Source organism: Sulfolobus acidocaldarius SUSAZ (genome assembly GCA_000508305.1).
Taxonomy (GTDB): Archaea; Thermoproteota; Thermoprotei_A; order Sulfolobales; family Sulfolobaceae; genus Sulfolobus; species Sulfolobus acidocaldarius_A.
In genome coordinates this window covers 1,678,021-1,695,675 of the sequence record CP006977.1, presented here as the reverse complement: position 1 = coordinate 1,695,675, position 17,655 = coordinate 1,678,021, and the positions used below count along the sequence as shown (strand labels likewise).

The window sequence follows — 17,655 nt, the reverse complement described above, 5'->3', positions numbered from 1 at the left end:
CTATGTCCAGTGAGCAAGCAATTCTAAGATTTTTAATATACGACACTTTTTCTGAAATCTTTCTATATAAAATAGAGGATAAGGAATTTAATGATATGTTAGATAAGTTGAATGACGTAACTGAAAAAGTAGGAGGTGTATTAAAGGAGATAGCCAACGTGGATATGTTCGAAATAAGGAAGAAGTTCAAGAGTAAATCAAAGAAGGACTACCTGATTGAGTACACGACATTGTTCCTTACAGGTTTTGGAAATAAACCTTTAACTCCGGTCGAAAGTAAGAGAAATTACTTACTTATAGGCGAGGGTATAACAACCTTTAGATACAATGACATAGTTAGATTTTACACCACAAGAGGTTTAGTGATGAAGAGCAGAAGTTTTATGCATGAGCCTGACCATATATCTACTATCTTAGGGTTTATGTCATTCTTGATTAGGGAGGAAATAAATTTATCAAAGGATAATGGAGACATATCTAAAATAGTCATGGACCAGTATAACTTTATGACGACACATATTATGAGCTGGGTGCCTGAATGGATTAATGATGTGTTAAGCGACGGTAGATCAGACATATTTAGACCAGTTTGTGCCAACTTAGGGAGATGGATCAACTATGATTATAGTCAAATGTCAAAGAGGGCTAAATTTGTTGGAACTGTGGACAGTAATTTAGGTCAATCCTTTCATGGATCAAGGTGATAATATCAGGTTTAAATATTTCCGTTAGAATTTTTCAAACCTGTTTTTCCTTTTCCGTTAGAATTTTTTAAATATATTTTTAAAATAGCCTTAGCCATACATGAAAGAAGTGAACTATTGTGAAAAAAGATAAGGGAAAAATAGAAAAAGCCGTATCTAATACTGTATTCGCCGTAGCGGTTGTAATATTGATCATAATAGCTGCCGTAGGTTTTGTGCTATTTGCGACTAAATCCACTGGTCCAGCCACTACTGTTACCACAACGTTACCAGCTGGAACTACTACAGTTACTTCTACTTTGACTCAGCCTGTTACTGTTAATTCCTCTGGTGCCTTTTACAATGGTCAAGTTATAACATTCCAGTACACTGCCCAGTTCATGTGTACTCCACCTTCTACTACTTTCTTCCCCAATGAGACTAACCAGAGTAAGGTTGCAATGGGTTGTGAGGTTGGTGCTGGTAATATTTCAGCATTCCCCAAGAACGCTGCCCCTGTGTTTGTCTTAGTCCCTGCATTTGCCAGTTTGTCAATATTTGGTGTTCCTCAACTTGGTGCAACATCTCAGGGCTTCCCCACATTTACTTACAATAACGTGACTTATGTTATTACCACACAGTGTGGTGCTGCTTTGACAAAGACTGCCTGTCCTGACCACATGAGTTTGATCTACTCCCCAGCATTTACTGCTGTTGAGCAGGCTTTGGGTATTAAGAATGGTGTATTTGGTCTACCTGAGGGTGTTTTGCCAACACCAGCCCACGATCATTTGGTGACATTTACAACAAACCAGAGCATACCATGGTATATTGTTGTTGTTTTGGTTTTTGATCCAAACATATTCCCCAACCCAATTACAGGCCAATGCCAGGCTATAGTACCATCAAATACAACTAACCCAACAGCTAACTGTTTAAATAATATTCAGGCACTTGAGAATGCAATGATGACTTATGACAGTGCAGTTGGAATGGCAAATGCTAAGAACCCAATATGGACAACACTTGTTAATGCAGACTTACAGGTTGTTGTCCCAGGGATAACATCACCAACTCAACTAATGTCAGCAACAAACTCAAACATGGTATTATACTTCAGCGACCCAGCAGTATACCCATACCCAATATAAAACAACAAATATGTCATTAAATAACTTGATTAAAGGTAAATGTAGTAAATTTTTTACTTTTACATTATTTACATTTAATTAAACGTGGTGATGAGATGTGAATAATGTGAAAATCCTAAATAGATTTGTGGAATACATTTTTAGAAATTCATATATTTTTACAATCATGATAGCCCTACTAATCCCTTTCTTAACTTTACCAGTTACGTTTGCAACTATGGTACTTATTGGATTTCTGTTTCAGAGTTTATACTATAAGAGGTTGTCACTATCAAATTATCCATATAAGTTAATAGATATCTTATCTGTTCTCGTCGTAGTGTATTCATTTGAATTTTTTTCGAAAGCTTACAATTTGCCCACATATTATGCTGTGATTTCGGGTTTATTGGTTTCCGCATATTTAATGTATAGGGTAAAGTTCAATATCCAGAGAAAGGTTAGTTACCTTAGCAATTCTAGAGTAGCTTTCCTAATTCTCCTCTTGGCATTTTCTCTTTCTTGGTTCGCTAGTGGAATACTGAATTTTGAAACAGGGATGATAAGTAATGTTACAGGCTTGTATAGTAATTTTGGTTTCTTCCCTTTGACTAGCCCTTTGTTTGCCTTGATGGATTTTCTGTCTGTTTTTGCTACAATAACAGCAAGTCCGTGGTTTATGATAAATATGGGAGTGTGGATGGGATTATTAGGTTCATTTAGAGTATTAGAGCTGAATAAGTTGGAGAATAAGATAAGATATTTATTAATGATGTTTGCGTATGCGTTTTATAGTATTTGGCTTCCTAACTTCTCCCCAATATCAAGTAGTGTACAATATATTCCTTATATGTGGTTTAATGGTTTAGGGACTTATGGTCCTGTGGAGCCGTCATACTTGATTGATGGAATAATAGGAACTTTTGCAGTAACAGCAATTCTCTCATTTCTATTTGGAGGTAGGCAAATATGCTCTGTCACTTGTACAGCCCCATTCATGTTACAGGGCACATTTCAAGGCTCTATGAGGAAATACAATAGGAGTTCTAAGCTGGGAAGAAAGACATTGACCTCTAAGATGACTAATTGGTACAAGTGGGTAATTATTACAGTGTGGGTGTCTTTGATCGTGTTTGCTGTCTTATCCTATTTCAACTACGAGGGAGTAATTTCATTTTCAGTCTTAGGTAATGACGTTGTACAATTCTATGCGAGTCTTTACTTTAATGTGATTTGGTATTTCCAGTTTATGTTTATGCCATTTTTAGGCAACTATGCATGTGTAACTGAGGGTATATGTGCTTGGGGGACATTTAACCAATTCTTCGGGTATTTAGGTCTTTTTAAGCTAAAGGTAAAGGACCCTCAACAGTGTCTGAACTGTAAAACTGTAGACTGTGCATTAGCATGCCCTGTTGGGTTAACGGACATGAGGGCAAATTTCATCAAAAAAGGAGAATTTAAGTCATTTAAGTGTATAGGTGTAGGCGATTGCGTAGAGGCTTGTCCACATGACAATATAGTCTTCCATGATGTTAGAAGTTACTTAAAGAAATTTTCACTGAAGCTGTTACAAAAACAAAGTAAGTAATTTTCAAGGAAGTCCGAAGCTATTACTGGAATAATAATAATCAACGTATAACGTAAGAGGGTCACTCTCTTCAGCTGTACCACATTCTAAATAGAATTAATGAAATTGGACTCTATCTGTTGCCACAGAATCTATGTCGGGAAGAGGTCAAACTTTCTTATTTTACTACTCTACACGGAGAAACTATAACTGAATTAAAACTATTTATGTTATTTATTTAGTTAACCTTAATCGACATATTTTTTATAAAGTGACTATTATTATACTAAAATATGGCTAAATACGAGAGTTTTTTGCTTGTCATATCGTCATCGCTTTTCGGTATATCCATGGGGGCTAACACTATAATTATGTCCCTTTATCTCCTTTCATTAGGACTTAATCCTCTGACTATTGGTGAGTTATTATCAGGGTCAATAATCATTGGTGCATTGATTTCCTTAACCCTCTCTTTCCTAGGGGATATGTATGGGAGGAAAAAGTTCTCTATAATAAGTAGGGGTATAAGTACACTATCTCTATTCTTCTTGTTTCTGGGATATCCCTTAGCTTATCTGTTTTATCAGACTTGGGGATCAGGGAGTTTAATAATGTCTTTATTGGCAGAAAGATCTGAAAGTTTTCAGAGACTTTTAGGAGTTAGGCAAAGTCTAACAATCCTGTTATCAGTCGCTGGAAGTCTACTCCCCCTAGTACTTACTTATAAGGAGATATTGCTAATTGAGGTCATTATCAACTTAATTTCCCTACTACTGTTATTCCCCGTCAAGGAGAGTTATAAGGGATACAGAAACATGGCTCTTAAGAGTTTAGGGACAATAGGAAAGTTCTCGACAGAGGCTCTAATAGGTCTAGGGGCAGGACTAGTAGTTCCACTTATGTCACTATGGTTTAACCTCAGATTTGGGGTTACCAGCTCACAGATGAGTCCAGTGTTTGCAATAGCAGATCTAACATTAGCTTTTAGCACATATTTCTCAGTAATTATAGCTGAGAAGATTGGAGGAGTGAAAACAATAGTATACCTACATGCAACTGCAATTGCTCTTCTCTTCTTACTCCCTTTTTCTCCATCATTTATTATCGGCGCAATAATTTTTGTAACAAGAAACGCATTGATGAATATGACCTCTCCCGTATTTCAGGCTATGGTGCTGAAGTTAGTTCCAGAGAACGAGAGAGGTAGGGCGAATGGAATAGTTAATTTGATGTTCTCTATACCCAGAGCCTTTGGACCTAGTATAGGGGGTTTTTATTTTAATATAGGTAACTATGTATTACCCTTCATAATAACTTGTTCCCTTTATAGTCTAGCTACAGTTCTTTTCTTCCTGTTCTTCAGGAATGTTAGAAATTAGAATCTCTTGTGTGAAATAGAACTGGCTACAATAAAAAAGACTAACTTAAACCGAATTTATTTTAAGAATTTTAATGTATAAAAAATTTTGGATAAAGTATATAAAGAATGTGCGTATTCATGAACCTATGAAGACCTCAACTATAGTCATAATAGCGGTTGTAGTAATTATCGTAATAATTGCAGGTGTTTTCGCCATAATGAGTTTTAAACATGGAAAACCCACTAGTAGTACTACATCGTCCAGCAGTAGTAGTACCAGTAGTAGCTCATCGGCTAGCTCAAGTACAACTACAACATCCACAACAACGAGTACTTCATCAACGTCATCTTCCACGTCGTCCTCTTCCACTACTACATCTACCACTAGTTCCACAACGACCACATCCACTACTATGACTACTACAACATCTACATTACCCCCAGGAGCCTATCAACTACAGTATAACCCCAGCAATAAAACGGTGTTTATTTATCTAGTTGTACAAGGGAGTTCCCTAAACTATAATGGCACCTCTAATGGTCAAATGAGAATTTACGTACCTGCAGGATGGAATGTGTTAGTGAAATTAACTAACCCTCAATCTTTACCCCATAACGCCCTAATAGTGCTAAACAATACAGCAATTCCCAACAACGGAAATATATCAGCTGATGGTAAGATCATGCTATATGTAGGAGTTAATGCTACAGACTACTATGATAATGGTATATCCGGTGGACAGTCTGCTGTAGCAGTACTACCTAATATTCCAGCCGGTTACTACTGGATAGCATGTGGATACTATTATCATGCAGAGTCTGGTATGTGGGTTGTATTAGTCGCATCCAATTCCGTTACTGTGCCATATGCAATTGTGAATAGTTAGCTATTTCTGAGAAAGTATAAAGATAAAGCCACAGTTTTTCTTTTACTTACCTCTTCAATATGTATGACTTAAAAAGGTTTTGTTGTTTTTAATCATAGCAAAAACTTCCTGAAATATAAGTAATATTTTAAAATAATTTCAGTTAAGTACGTTGTTATAAGGAAATATTGTTAATAATTACTGCCTTTTTATAATTAGTATTCAATCCATTGAATTAACTTCAATACTGCTTATAAAAATAGATTTTGTCCCATGAACTACATATTTTATAAACCACTATTTAGTTCTTATTTCAATATATAAATATATTTAGTTAATAATACGAAATATTTATATCTACCACAATTAATCATAACACAGAGATAATATGAGTAAACCCTTTAAGCCTTTAGATGAGAAGAATCTGAGCTGGTTTCACTTCAAGTCAATGATAACTACTGGGATGGGAGTATTCACAGATGGTTATGATCTATCCTCTATAGGCATAGTATTGCTCACCGTGTTGCAGACTTTCGGAATAACAAAGACTAACCCAGACTATTCATTATATGTCTCCTTAATAACTGGTTCAGCCCTCATGGGATCAGCAGTTGGAGCTATACTTTTTGGATTTTTATCTAATAAGGGGAGGAAGACCTTTTACGGAGTAGATGTTGTGATTTTGACGATAGGTGCACTACTTCAATCCCTAGTTGTTGACCCAGTACAACTAATTATTGCTAGGTTCATATTGGGATTAGGTATAGGCGCAGACTATGTGCTATCGCCAATGATAATGGCGGAGCACTCAAATGCTAGGGACAGAGGGAAGATGTTGGCGTTAGGCTTTGGTCTATTTTGGGGATTTGGTGCAACAACATCAGCGCTATTATACTTAGGTCTTTCGAGTATTGGACTTAACCCTCAACTTGTATGGAAAGTGGTATTAGCAGCAGGAGCAATACCTGCAGCGTCTGTAATTTACCTCAGAAGGAAAATACCTGAGACTGCTAGATACTTGGGGAGAATTAAGGGAGATTTAAAGGAGTTGAACAGTGTCATAAAGAGTGTGACTGGAGAGGAGTATTCAGTGAACACCGATTTAAGAGACAGAAACAACTTCAGATTCTACCTAATGAAATTTTGGAGGCAGTTTTTAGCTGCTTGTGTTCTATGGTTCCTGTTCGATATAGTAGCTTATGCAGGAAATCTATTCGGTCCTTCGCTTATAGCCTCAAGCCTAGGAATTAACCCTGGAGTATTTCAGATAATGATAGAAGGGTTGTTTGTGATCCCAGGTGGAATAGTTGCCCTTATGTTAGTTGATAGGATAGGTAGGAAACCATTGCAGACAATAGGCTTTATTGGAATGGCATTAGCTCTCCTGGGTTTCTCGTTATACAAGAGCTTTGCATTGAGTTTTTCACCCATAATAGCTTTCCTAATATACGGTCTCAATAACTTTGCAAGTCAAGCTGGACCTGGTTCAGTGAGTGCAGTTGGAATTTTAGGTGTCGAGTTAGCTCCAACTAAGATACGAGGATTTGTTCAGTCATTGACCGTAGCCTCTGGAAGGATTGGTGCTGCCTTGACTGCCTTTGTATTTCCGTCGCTCTTCACAGAATACGGTGAGTCATTTGCTATAGGCTTCCTAAGTGCCGTAGCCATAGTATCAGCTATAGTTACACTGATCTCAATACCTGAGACAAAGGATAAGTCCTTGGAGGAGACTTCAGGAGAGCTTAAAATTTTAAGCGCGTGAACAAGAAAGTTCAAATTATAAGGTTGGAGAGTAAAGGTAAGAAAACAGTAGTAGATAATGATAATAATCGGCAGATTCATCAAAACTCCACTTCTTTTTCTTCTGATTCTCTCTTTGATCCTTATCGTTCATCTAAGAACTGGGGAAATGAGTTTAGTGTTAGCTGGTATCTCTGTTTCACGTGAATTACGCCAAATCGTAAAAAATATAAATCATGCTGTCTATACATCACTATGAGTATTAATGATGTCGTAAAGCTGTTTGGTTCTGCATGGATAGTAATGATGGCTGATGTTGACGCCGCTAGTATATTGACAGGAGTTGCTGATGGACAAACATATGGTTACAGGCTGATAATTCTGCTGTTAGTTCTCACGCTTCCGCTTTTCATAGTTCAGGATGCTGCAGGAAGAGTAGGAGCTGTAAACAATGGAAAAGGATTAGGGACTATTCTGAGGGAAAAGTTCTCACAGAAGTTTGCCCTAGTCGCTGCAATTCCCATGTTTTTAGTTGACCTTTTCACTTATGTTATTGAATATGTCGGGATTGCTGTTGGCTCTCTAATGATTGGTGTTCCAGTCTATATAAGTTTACCATTATTCTTTGTGATCCATTTATCAATTGTGTTAACTAGGACTTATGAAAAGATGGAAAAGACATTATTAGGCATATCGATTTTTCTTATAGTCGCATTTATAGTTCAAGCACTTCTAAGAGGAGTTTCCCCAAACCAAGAACTATTGTACTTTTCCACCTCTAGGTCCTTCCTATTCTTCTTAGCTGCAAACATTGGAGCAGTTGTTATGCCCTTCATGATATTTTATCAAGCCTCTGCTACTGCATATAAATATGATAACTCAGATCTGGGCAAAGACATTAAGGTGAAGTGGTCATCACTGGAGACATTTATAGGGGCTTTAGTGTCAGAGCTGTTAATGGTAGCTATCGAGGTATCGACTACAGGGTTGTCCTCTTCTATTGATCCCTTAAATTACAGGGAGATGTCATATGCCTTATCTGCCATAAGTGGTTCATACTCACCGTACTTGTTTGGAATAGGTCTAATATGTGGAGGCTTATTGGCTCTGATAGTTGAATCTTTAGGAAGTGCTTGGGGTACATTGGAAGCACTAAATAAACATAACTACAAGAACGTAACTCTTCTGTATATATCGGAGTCTATTCCAGCAGTCCTTATTGCGTTCGTATTCAGTCATAATTATGAACAGATAGTTAACACTATATTATCTTTAATGTCCGTAACACCTATAATAGTCTTCATCCCTTCCCTCTTTGTAGGGCTCCTGGTTAGTGATAAGAAGATAATGGGTAAGTACAGTTACAGCAGGAGAAGGCTGGTAATTTATTGGATTACAGTAGCTCTACTTTTATTAAGTGGAATAATATCCTTATTCTGAGAAAAACTGGATTTTATCGTCTATTTAAGCCAGTTAATGTGATGGATTTTGGAAATGTTTACATAACTTATGTTCAAATAACCTGTGCAATAGACCCTGCTAAAATCATCATGGAAATTGAAAGTAATAGGAACACTATATTAAGCTTGGAGAGCGTTGTAATTGAATTCCTTATCTCTAGTCCAAGTACATCACCTTCTTTAAGGTTCATTAACTGTCTTATTCTGTTACTAATTACTAAACCTGAACCAAAAGCCAAAAGACCTAACGCGCCACCAACCAGATTAAGGAAAGCCCTCACTCTAATGTTTAAACTGTCATGTAATACAGCATCTACTATGAACAGGTTTCCGTTATATGGTATAAGGTATATATACGCAAATATTATTATGCCGGTGATAATTGTTACAACAGAGGAAATTAGAAAGAATTTTCCCATTCTGGCGAACTGTTCTTTCTCTCGTGGTTTTATGAGGAAGTTCAAGAATGCTGCACCAGCCCATAAGGCACCAAAGAAACCGTGAACTTCATTTAAAATATCAAATATTATCGTCATGTGTGTAAATTTACTCATTATGAATATAAGTTTTTGTTAATGTAGTCTCCTCGTAGTTACGTGTAAGAATTTGTTGGAGAGAAGGGCTTTACAAGTTTTAATAAATTAAATAAAAAATACATATTGTATAAGGTATCATGCGACTTTACAGGAAATATCTAATAAAAATTATTAAATTCAAAAAAATAAATAAAATTATGTTATTGGCTTTTTAAAGGGAGTAAAACAGTATTGAGGACGTAGAAAATAGGGAACCAAAGAATCCCAGAGCCATGAGGTATGAGTAGTCTGGGTTGAGTATTCCGTAAAACGCTAAGCCACCTGCCGCTGCTATTCCTATGAAAATCATGTTGAGAATGGAAAGGATGTAGACATTCCTTAATCCTTCTCTGATCGCTTGAGCTAAAATTGCGACTCCAAAAAATCCAACAAGTAATGCGAAGATTATGTGACCAGAGAGTATCAGTGCCTCACTATATTGGGTTAGCGGGATATTAACATAGAACATTGTTGATATCCCCTCAAAGAACAATCCAGCAAGGAGAAACGTTTCAACTAGAGACGTGTATAAAATTAATCTACTTGGTCTTATCCTACTTTCTGTTGTGACCACATTACTCACCTCTTTTTATGGCATATATTAAACAACCTGATGCGGTAATAACTGCAAACACAAATCCCATACCCATTTGCATTAAATAAGACACGTCAACAATACCACCAAAATAGAAGGAGCCCTCGAATGCTGCATAGAGTATGGAAAGGACATTAAGAAGAGATATTAGAATAGCCCCCTTATCCCTATAGTTTACTGCAGCTGCCAGGAGACCTAGGCTTAAAACAGCCACTAATATGGCACCATATAAATGCATTATGAGTAATGGTCCTTCAAGTGGTAAATTGTATATAGCTAACCCCATGCCTCCACTGTATAGTATTAGGAGTAAGGCTATTTCGCCAGCTGCAATGGCTGGCATATAATTCATTTTTGACATTAACTTAGTAGTTTGCGTGTACTTTTCATACATGTAGTCAAATATGGATGTCTTCATATCTCTCATCCCTGAAAGGTATTTCCATAGTTTTGTACTTCTGTGTAACAATTTGAAGGTGTCTGGTTACTATTTAACAGTAACTTTTTACAACCCGTGGACTCGTCGTACGAGGATAAGTAAGCATAACCTGAAAGATCAGACGAATGTCCGATTATTACTGGTGCCTTCTGATTCATGCCAACGGCATATAGGAAGTCTGTGTTTGAATCCCAATATAACTGAACATAAGGAAGTGGTCTAACTGTTGGTCCAGTAAGCACAGATGCACCATGATATGGGTCATAAGAAGAACCGTGGCAGTCACAATGGATTATACCTGGTGCATTAGCCTGTTGAGCTGCCTGTAAAGCTACATCAGGTAAGTAGTTAGGTGTTGGAAGCCCAACTTTCATATATTTTGGAGGGTAGAAGTGTATTTCAGGTGGAGCACAACCGAGGTGTTGGCATATAGCTGAATAAGCTACGATGGAATTGTTGGGACCCACTCCTCCAGGGAATGAGTATGTTACACCATTTTCGGGTATTGTGACTGTAGCTGGAGGTACTTGAATTGGATTGTCATTCTCGTCACCAAGGTTCAAGAGGAAAGTTATATCTCCCTCCATGGGGTACTCAAATATAAGGATCTCTGGGTTATTTACTTGCAGTTGTGAGGCTTTAATGGGATTACCACTGGAGTCCACTATAATGACCCAGGGAAAACTATTCAAGGAAATTTCAGGTTGGTTAAGGTAAGACACGATTGGAACAGCACTGGCAACTGCTGCTACACCGATTCCAATTAGAACAGCCTTTAAAAAGGCTCTCCTACTGGGATCTAAAGGACCCACATTCTTTTCTGCATAGTTAAATAGATAATCTCTACCATTCTTTACAAATTCAGCCTCATCAAATCTAGTTTTTGGATTCCTCATCTTTCTTACTAATTTCAATGAAAATATAAGATCATCCCGCTTTATAATTGGAATTCCTCCAGATCTAGGTCTCATTGTTAACCTATATTACCTATTCCTTATAAACTTTATTAAAAGTTTTCATTATATCTCGAGATTCTAATTTTATTTTTAAGTACAAGTTGATATTCATATATTAATAAAGAAGCTTAATTATTAGATCATAATATGTAAAAAATTCAAAAAACTGAGTGGAGTGTGGAGTTACTGAATTCAAACCATTTCTCTTATTTATTTTCATTAAAAGAATAAAGAAGGAAAATTATTATTTTCCGCATCAATATTGGATATTAGTGGAGTAGAGTGATAACATTCATTTTTTACACTGTCTAGGAGTAAATATTAATTAAACCTCATGACTCAAAATTTTTTGAGAATAACAATAAAGTTCATTTTAGCATATATTTTTATTAAAAAGTATTAATACTCTCAGTGTTGATAAAGTACTTAAAGGCTTTATTGTTTAAATACTATATTTATTAAAACTCAAAATATTGTAATTCTTCAATAACAAAGACTTATAAACCCTATAGGAGATGTATAATAAGGTGTTTAGGGTTTATGGATATTAAGGAACATGCTGAAGAGATCTGGTTCATCGTCATGCTAGTTCTAGTAGTTATATTCTTCAGCTGGAACGTATATTACTTATCCACAGGAAAGAGCTTCTCACTTGACTATGGTTTACCAACATACGCAGGATTACCTGAACAAGCCCAAAAAGCAGTCCAATACTTCAACTCTCACCCTCCACCACCAGGGCAATACTCGGAAGTAATAAACGGGATGTTGGTAGTCAATCTTACTGTGACACAATATAAGTGGACCCCTGATTTAATTGTAGTGAACAAGAGCGAACCAGTGATCTTGATCATAAATTCTCCACAAGTTGATACCGGGTTTTACTTGAGAACACCTGACGGAGTGATCAACCTCAATAATGTGGCTGGGATAACGAGCTATGCGTATTTTGTAATTAATCAGCCAGGTAACTACACGTGGAGAGATGCGGAGTATGCGGGTTACAACTCGTCTTACATGACTGGTACGATAGAGGTGGTGGGCTGATGAGTCTCACGGAGAGAATAAAAAATGTGGTTTGGCCAAAAGACACTCTAAGTGTAGTTTGGCTATATACTATAGGTTCTATATTTTGGTTAGGAGTGCTAGGAATAGCTGCAATGAACTTAAGGACATTTCTGACCTATAACCAGAATTCCCCTAATGTAGGCGAACTGTATTACAGTGCTCTGACAATACACGGATGGGCTGGCATGATAGCCTTTGTGCCACTAGCTGCAGCAGCAGTAATAGGTTTCTCCATGTATAAGAGCAAATTGTCCATAATTCACACTAAACAGATGGCGATATTCTTCTGGTTATCAAATATCCTGTTAGCAATCGCTATGGCTGGCTCCCCTGATATGGGCTGGTATATGTATCCTCCCTTAGCAATCGAGTCAAATAGTCAGTTTCACGCTTTCCTATTTTACACAACACCCCAGCTAATGGGAATGGCTTATTTGGTAATGTCAATAGCAGTTATATTGCAGACTGCAGCCTTTGTTACACTTATTGCAGATGCCTATGCAACTAAGCCTAAGGGTGAAAGACTAAACATATTTGCAGCTTATGGTGTAGCGTTCTCGATTGTGATAGCAGTTACCCTTCCTGCGTTGGCAGCAGCGACACTCTGGTATACCTTATACTTCTTTGCAAATGTGCCTGTAAACAACTTACTTTGGGCAATCCTGTTCTGGTTCTACGGTCATCCCGTAGTCTATTATGTACCGTTCCCTCTATTTGGTGCACTCTACTATTACATACCTCAGTATGCTGGTAGATCTTTATATAGCGAGAAGTGGGCTAGATGGAATATATATTTACTAGCAATAGGAACAATGGGAGTTTGGGTTCACCACCTACAGACTTGGCCCCTACCAATTGTGTTGAGGGAATGGGTGAACTTATCCACACTTATATTGGCAACAGGATCTGGACTGACAGTACTTAACTTAGGTCTGACAATCCTCACTTCAAGGAAGTATGACTGGAAGGACCCTGTTGGAATGGGTGGGTTAATATCTTTGATAGGTTTTATACTAGCCGGAGCCCAAGCATTGGTTCTACCTGAGAACTCAATAAATCCCCTGTTCCACAACTCATACTATGTGGTTGGACACTTCCACCTTATGATATGGACATTAATAGTAATGGGTTTCACGACAGTGTTTCTTGACATGTTAAGGACGAGTTTTGCCGGGTTTAACTTTAGTGCAACATCATCTAAGTGGATGAGGATAGGTATGATATGGTGGACTGCTCCTTTCATGGGTGTAGGATACGCTATGTCAATCGCAGGTTATTTAGGTTTTTTAAGAAGAATGATAGCTTATCCTGTCATATTCCAGCCCTATAATTTAGTGGAATCGTTCCTAGCCGAAATAGGCATACCCGGTTTGCTCCTCACGTTATTTCTGGGGATGTTCGATGCTTTAGCTTATGCATCAAAGCAACCTGTTTTTTCATCACCATCTGTAAGTAATTTTAGTATGCAGGTTGATAAGGGTGAACTGGTAAAGAAAATTGATAGTAAGAAAGGGGTGAATAATGTTGGTTGAAGAGAAGAAAGCAGGAATAATAGATTCGATTTTAGAAAGATTAGGAATAAATGAGGCACCCCTGTTCAGGACTCCAGATTATATGTATAATGTATCTTACTGGCTCGGAGCTATGGTTGCTGCATCATTTGCCTATACAATAATAACCGGTCTCTTCCTCCTCCTTTACTACCAGCCTGCATTTGCATATCAGTCAACCCAAACTCTGATTAACAGTGTACCTTACGGTTCAGTTTTACTGTTCAGTCACCTGTACGGTTCATATATTATGATTCTTCTAGCCTACATTCACATGTTCAGAAACTTCTACAAAGGAGCATACAAGAAACCTAGAGAGTTACAGTGGGTGACAGGAGTTATACTACTTACTTTGACCCTAGGGGCTTCCTTCTTTGGATACAGCCTAGTCAGTGATGTCTTAGGAGTAAATGCAATTGATATTGGTGATCAGCTTTTAGTGGGTACGGGTATACCTGGGGCAACTGCAATAGTTGGATGGCTATTTGGACCTGGTGGTAGTGCTGCGTTGTCCTCTAGTCCACTGGTGAGGTCTGAGCTGTTTGACAGACTTTTAGGTTGGCACGTAATTATGGTGTTCTTGTTAGGTGTACTCTTCTTGTTCCACTTTATGCTTTCTGAAAGGTATGGAATGACTCCTGCAACAAGGGAGAAGCCCAAGGTTCCTTCCTACTACACTAAGGAGGAGCAAGAGAAGTTCAACCCATGGTGGCCAAGAAACTTTGTGTACATGCTGTCGATTGTACTGATAACTTGGGGGATTATTCTGTTTGTACCTAACCTGTTAGCTAACATAAATGGATTGCCTATAGTTATTAATCCATACCCAGCTCCCCAAGCTGGATCTCCTCAGGCAGTTAGCGTTCAGCCTTATCCACCGTGGTTCTTCCTATTTCTGTTCAAGCTTGTTGACTTCCTGTTGCCTAATGGAATACCAATAACTCCGATACTCACTTTGGCATTGCTAGTCGTAGGATTACTGATCTTAATATTACTTCCATTCCTGGACCCATCAGACTCGTTGTACGTAACGAGAAGGAAATTCTGGACATGGATAATGACTACGTTAGCAGTTTATCTAGTGGAGCTATCTATCTGGGGATACCTCCAACCTGGCGTTCCAGAGCCAACATCTGCCCAGATTGAGTTCCTTGGATCTCCACTGGTGATAATAGGTATAATTGTGTATTTATGGCCCACTGATAGAAAAACTAAGACCGTGAGCCCAACTACAACTGACTCTAGGGTAATAAAGATGAATATCACTCCTATGGAGATATTGCTAGGAGCTGTGGGGACACTGTCATTTGCTGCTACACTATTCAATTTCATCCAATTCCCAACACTTATAAACGGTATAATTCTGGTACCACTTGGTCTATTTGCAATATACGCATTAAGGAGGATATCGTTCTACGTCCTAGGAGGTAAGCCTGTCGCTTCAGTAGGAAATTCCAATTCAAGAGTAAGTGTAAGGAAGAAGATTGCCTTCTTTGGAATTATTGCTTTGTTCATAATTTCGCTCGTATTACTAGGTCTAATGTGGACTTTACCTAGTGTAGGTCCCCAAGCCACATATGCTGGTATGGATCTTGGTGTGATATTAATGTTGTGGGGAGCTGCTATTCAGCTCTATCATTATGAAATATTTGTTAAGGAGTGATGAAAGATGAACAAATTAGGTCTGGTAATTTTGGGGCTAATTTTCGGTGCAACTGCATTTATGATAGGATTTATGACCTACAACCTTTTATGGGACTCAATAAAACTAATTACAATATTGGTGAGATGACTTGAAGAGAATGACTGTTGCTGTACTAATAACGTCCATAATTGCAATTTTTTTCATAATATTATCAATCCCCATAAATATCCTGTCCTCAAATGCTATAGGTAACTCAAACACGTCAATTATAATGGCAGCAACTTACTTAATATTAGCGTCAATTATATTTCTAGTAGTTTATCGTGGAATAAATAAGATGGGTATATAAAGTTAAGTCTACTTTTTTAAGTTTCTCACATATGGTTCGAATTTGAATATTTTGAATATATACTTACATTTACTGTTTACAAATGAACAATTCTCTAGGTCAAGTTATAAAAAATTTTCCAGGAATGTTATTTAAACTCATAATGACGAACGAGATGAAGAGGCAAGTTGAAGGGTTTTTCGGAAAAAAGGAATAAATATTAACTCAGTGTAATCCTATTTTATGAATTCTGATAACCTGTCCTTATTTGTGGTGGTACTTGGAACTCTTATGTCTGCAATAGATACCACAATAGTACTCTTAGCAATTCCCACCATAACACAAGAATTAAGGGCAGACCTGTCAATAATTATCTGGGTCATAATCATATACTTACTCATTATAGCAGTATTTACAACTCAGTTAGGTCGAATTGGAGACATATATGGTAGGTCTAGGTTGTATAACATGGGTTTTCTGATCTTCACCATAGGCTCTGCCTTATGCGGTGCGTCTTTGTCAGCAGTTGATCTGGTTGCCTTTAGGGCGATTCAAGGACTAGGAGCAGCGATGATGCAGGCGAATAGTGGTGCTATTATTGCGGACTTATTTCCTCCTAATAAGAGGGGTAGGGCTTATGGTTACACATCCATAGGCTGGAATGCAGGGGCTACGTTGGGAATAGTTCTAGGGGGGTTCATTACAACATTCATAGGTTGGAGGTATATATTTTACATCAATGTACCAATTGGAATACTAGCGATATTACTGGGTTTAAGATATATAAAGACCAATGAGAGACGAAAAGTGAAACTGGATATATTAGGGATGGCATTCCTTTTGGTTTCCTTGTCGTTGATTGCGTATGGCAGTGCAGATATTGCTGGTGCAGGCGTGAGGTCATTAAACATTTACCTTATCTCTGGAGGAATTATTCTCTTGCTCATATTCTTCCTCTTGGAGAGGAGACAAGAGTTTCCGATCATAGATCTTAAAGCGTTTAAGGGCAGTAGAGTGTTTACATACTCACTTTTAGCCTCTTTCCTGCAGACAACGGGTTATTTGGCTACTGCATTCATAATTATCATGTACCTGCAAGGAATTAGGGGACTCTCCCCCTTTGATGCTTCAGTATTACTGGTCCCTGGTTATGTTTTAGCCAGTATCGTCTCTCCATTTACAGGGAGATTATCAGATAGGATAGGGGCTAGAATACCTGCAACAATAGGCTTGGGTTTAATGATAATAGCAGTGCTTATCTACCTCTCTATTGGACTAGACACTCCACTGTATGTAGTGATCATTGCATCGGTGATAGGCGGTCTAGGGTCATCTCTTTTCTTCCCCGCAAATAATAGTGCTATAATGGCTAATGCGCCAAGGGGATTTTACGGTGGAGCCTCAGGGTTATCAAGGACGCTAGCCAATATAGGGACATTGTTAAGTTATGTTATTGTGTTGAGTGTAGCCTCTGTAACAATACCAAGAGAAGTTGCATTCGAGGTTTTCTTAGGTACAACTAACCTCATAGGTGGTGTGGCTAGCTCTTTCCTAATAGGGTTAAAGTCCGCATTTTATGTCTCAATAGGGATTTTGGTAGTGGCACTTATCTTATCAGCACTTAGAGGAAAAGAGGCTAGAGCGCAACTCTCAGCTGACAAGAGTTAATGAGTAGATTAATTTTCCAGGT

Annotated in this window: 19 protein-coding genes; 14 read left to right on the top strand and 5 right to left on the bottom strand. The window is 37.8% G+C overall.

The window, feature by feature from the left end:
• Window positions 1-2: 2 nt before the first annotated feature.
• From SUSAZ_09560 to SUSAZ_09540, 4 genes are all read left to right on the top strand, one after another.
• A complete protein-coding gene (locus tag SUSAZ_09560; protein ID AHC52122.1) occupies window positions 3-704 on the top strand; it encodes a component of anaerobic dehydrogenase in 702 nt (233 codons plus the stop codon).
• Window positions 705-823: 119 nt separating this feature from the next.
• On the top strand, window positions 824-1,834 hold the full coding sequence (locus tag SUSAZ_09550) for a hypothetical protein (protein ID AHC52121.1): 1,011 nt from the start codon (window positions 824-826) through the stop codon (window positions 1,832-1,834).
• Window positions 1,835-1,931: 97 nt separating this feature from the next.
• Window positions 1,932-3,404, top strand: coding sequence for a 4Fe-4S ferredoxin (locus SUSAZ_09545; GenBank protein AHC52120.1), 1,473 nt, complete (start codon window positions 1,932-1,934; stop codon window positions 3,402-3,404).
• A gap of 272 nt (window positions 3,405-3,676) precedes the next feature.
• Window positions 3,677-4,762, top strand: a complete 1,086-nt coding sequence (locus SUSAZ_09540; GenBank protein AHC52119.1) for an MFS transporter — start codon at window positions 3,677-3,679, stop codon at window positions 4,760-4,762.
• Window positions 4,763-4,879: 117 nt separating this feature from the next.
• On the opposite strand, the gene SUSAZ_09535 is transcribed toward SUSAZ_09540, so the two are convergent.
• A complete protein-coding gene (locus SUSAZ_09535; GenBank protein AHC52624.1) occupies window positions 4,880-5,152 on the bottom strand; it encodes a hypothetical protein in 273 nt (90 codons plus the stop codon).
• Between the two features lie 73 nt (window positions 5,153-5,225).
• Here SUSAZ_09535 and SUSAZ_09530 point away from each other — a divergent pair, with 73 nt between their 5' ends.
• The 3 genes from SUSAZ_09530 (at window position 5,226) to SUSAZ_09520 (ending at window position 8,789) form a co-directional block, all read left to right on the top strand.
• Window positions 5,226-5,630 carry a sulfocyanin gene (locus SUSAZ_09530; protein AHC52118.1) on the top strand — a complete coding sequence of 135 codons (405 nt, stop codon included), beginning with the start codon at window positions 5,226-5,228 and terminating at the stop codon, window positions 5,628-5,630.
• A gap of 367 nt (window positions 5,631-5,997) precedes the next feature.
• Complete coding sequence (locus tag SUSAZ_09525; GenBank protein ID AHC52117.1) at window positions 5,998-7,371, top strand: MFS transporter; 1,374 nt, start codon at window positions 5,998-6,000, stop codon at window positions 7,369-7,371.
• A 233-nt stretch (window positions 7,372-7,604) separates the two neighbouring features.
• Window positions 7,605-8,789 (top strand): NRAMP family Mn2+/Fe2+ transporter, encoded by a 1,185-nt coding sequence (locus SUSAZ_09520; GenBank protein ID AHC52116.1) that lies wholly within the window; start codon window positions 7,605-7,607, stop codon window positions 8,787-8,789.
• Window positions 8,790-8,862: 73 nt separating this feature from the next.
• On the opposite strand, the gene SUSAZ_09515 is transcribed toward SUSAZ_09520, so the two are convergent.
• The 4 genes from SUSAZ_09515 to SUSAZ_09500 all read right to left on the bottom strand — a co-directional run bounded on the left by SUSAZ_09515 (window position 8,863) and on the right by SUSAZ_09500 (window position 11,389).
• Window positions 8,863-9,345: a hypothetical protein gene (locus tag SUSAZ_09515; GenBank protein ID AHC52115.1), complete on the bottom strand. Its 483-nt coding sequence runs from the start codon at window positions 9,343-9,345 to the stop codon at window positions 8,863-8,865.
• Between the two features lie 211 nt (window positions 9,346-9,556).
• Window positions 9,557-9,967: a hypothetical protein gene (locus SUSAZ_09510; protein ID AHC52114.1), complete on the bottom strand. Its 411-nt coding sequence runs from the start codon at window positions 9,965-9,967 to the stop codon at window positions 9,557-9,559.
• Entirely contained in the window at window positions 9,960-10,406 is a 447-nt protein-coding gene (locus tag SUSAZ_09505) for a hypothetical protein (protein ID AHC52113.1), read from the bottom strand. Before SUSAZ_09505 ends, SUSAZ_09510 begins: the two co-directional genes overlap by 8 nt.
• Window positions 10,403-11,389 carry a Rieske (2Fe-2S) protein gene (locus SUSAZ_09500; protein AHC52112.1) on the bottom strand — a complete coding sequence of 329 codons (987 nt, stop codon included), beginning with the start codon at window positions 11,387-11,389 and terminating at the stop codon, window positions 10,403-10,405. Before SUSAZ_09500 ends, SUSAZ_09505 begins: the two co-directional genes overlap by 4 nt.
• Before the next feature lie 525 nt (window positions 11,390-11,914).
• Here SUSAZ_09500 and SUSAZ_09495 point away from each other — a divergent pair.
• From SUSAZ_09495 to SUSAZ_09465, 7 genes are all read left to right on the top strand, one after another.
• A complete protein-coding gene (locus SUSAZ_09495) occupies window positions 11,915-12,421 on the top strand; it encodes a quinol oxidase subunit 2 (protein ID AHC52111.1) in 507 nt (168 codons plus the stop codon).
• Window positions 12,421-13,974, top strand: coding sequence for a cytochrome B6 (locus SUSAZ_09490; GenBank protein AHC52110.1), 1,554 nt, complete (start codon window positions 12,421-12,423; stop codon window positions 13,972-13,974). Before SUSAZ_09495 ends, SUSAZ_09490 begins: the two co-directional genes overlap by 1 nt.
• On the top strand, window positions 13,964-15,655 hold the full coding sequence (locus SUSAZ_09485) for a cytochrome B (protein ID AHC52109.1): 1,692 nt from the start codon (window positions 13,964-13,966) through the stop codon (window positions 15,653-15,655). The genes SUSAZ_09490 and SUSAZ_09485 overlap by 11 nt, the downstream gene beginning before the upstream one ends.
• Before the next feature lie 6 nt (window positions 15,656-15,661).
• Entirely contained in the window at window positions 15,662-15,784 is a 123-nt protein-coding gene (locus SUSAZ_09480) for a hypothetical protein (protein ID AHC52108.1), read from the top strand.
• A gap of 1 nt (window position 15,785) precedes the next feature.
• Entirely contained in the window at window positions 15,786-15,986 is a 201-nt protein-coding gene (locus SUSAZ_09475; GenBank protein ID AHC52107.1) for a hypothetical protein, read from the top strand.
• An 82-nt stretch (window positions 15,987-16,068) separates the two neighbouring features.
• Complete coding sequence (locus SUSAZ_09470) at window positions 16,069-16,182, top strand: hypothetical protein (protein AHC52623.1); 114 nt, start codon at window positions 16,069-16,071, stop codon at window positions 16,180-16,182.
• 26 nt (window positions 16,183-16,208) lie between these two features.
• Entirely contained in the window at window positions 16,209-17,633 is a 1,425-nt protein-coding gene (locus SUSAZ_09465; GenBank protein AHC52106.1) for a major facilitator transporter, read from the top strand.
• Window positions 17,634-17,655 lie beyond the last annotated feature (22 nt).

Bases quoted from the DNA above. Each gene is read 5' to 3' on its own strand.
- SUSAZ_09540 (AHC52119.1), top strand. From the start codon at position 3,677: ATGGCTAAATACGAGAGTTTTTTGCTTGTCATATCGTCATCGCTTTTC.
- SUSAZ_09480 (AHC52108.1), top strand. From the start codon at position 15,662: ATGAACAAATTAGGTCTGGTAATTTTGGGGCTAATTTTCGGTGCAACT.
- SUSAZ_09515 (AHC52115.1), bottom strand. From the start codon at position 9,345: ATGACGATAATATTTGATATTTTAAATGAAGTTCACGGTTTCTTTGGT.
- SUSAZ_09500 (AHC52112.1), bottom strand. From the start codon at position 11,389: ATGAGACCTAGATCTGGAGGAATTCCAATTATAAAGCGGGATGATCTT.
- SUSAZ_09485 (AHC52109.1), top strand. From the start codon at position 13,964: ATGTTGGTTGAAGAGAAGAAAGCAGGAATAATAGATTCGATTTTAGAA.
- SUSAZ_09470 (AHC52623.1), top strand. From the start codon at position 16,069: ATGAACAATTCTCTAGGTCAAGTTATAAAAAATTTTCCAGGAATGTTA.
- SUSAZ_09490 (AHC52110.1), top strand. From the start codon at position 12,421: ATGAGTCTCACGGAGAGAATAAAAAATGTGGTTTGGCCAAAAGACACT.
- SUSAZ_09465 (AHC52106.1), top strand. From the start codon at position 16,209: ATGAATTCTGATAACCTGTCCTTATTTGTGGTGGTACTTGGAACTCTT.
- SUSAZ_09560 (AHC52122.1), top strand. From the start codon at position 3: ATGTCCAGTGAGCAAGCAATTCTAAGATTTTTAATATACGACACTTTT.
- SUSAZ_09520 (AHC52116.1), top strand. From the start codon at position 7,605: ATGAGTATTAATGATGTCGTAAAGCTGTTTGGTTCTGCATGGATAGTA.
- SUSAZ_09525 (AHC52117.1), top strand. From the start codon at position 5,998: ATGAGTAAACCCTTTAAGCCTTTAGATGAGAAGAATCTGAGCTGGTTT.
- SUSAZ_09495 (AHC52111.1), top strand. From the start codon at position 11,915: ATGGATATTAAGGAACATGCTGAAGAGATCTGGTTCATCGTCATGCTA.
- SUSAZ_09505 (AHC52113.1), bottom strand. From the start codon at position 10,406: ATGAGAGATATGAAGACATCCATATTTGACTACATGTATGAAAAGTAC.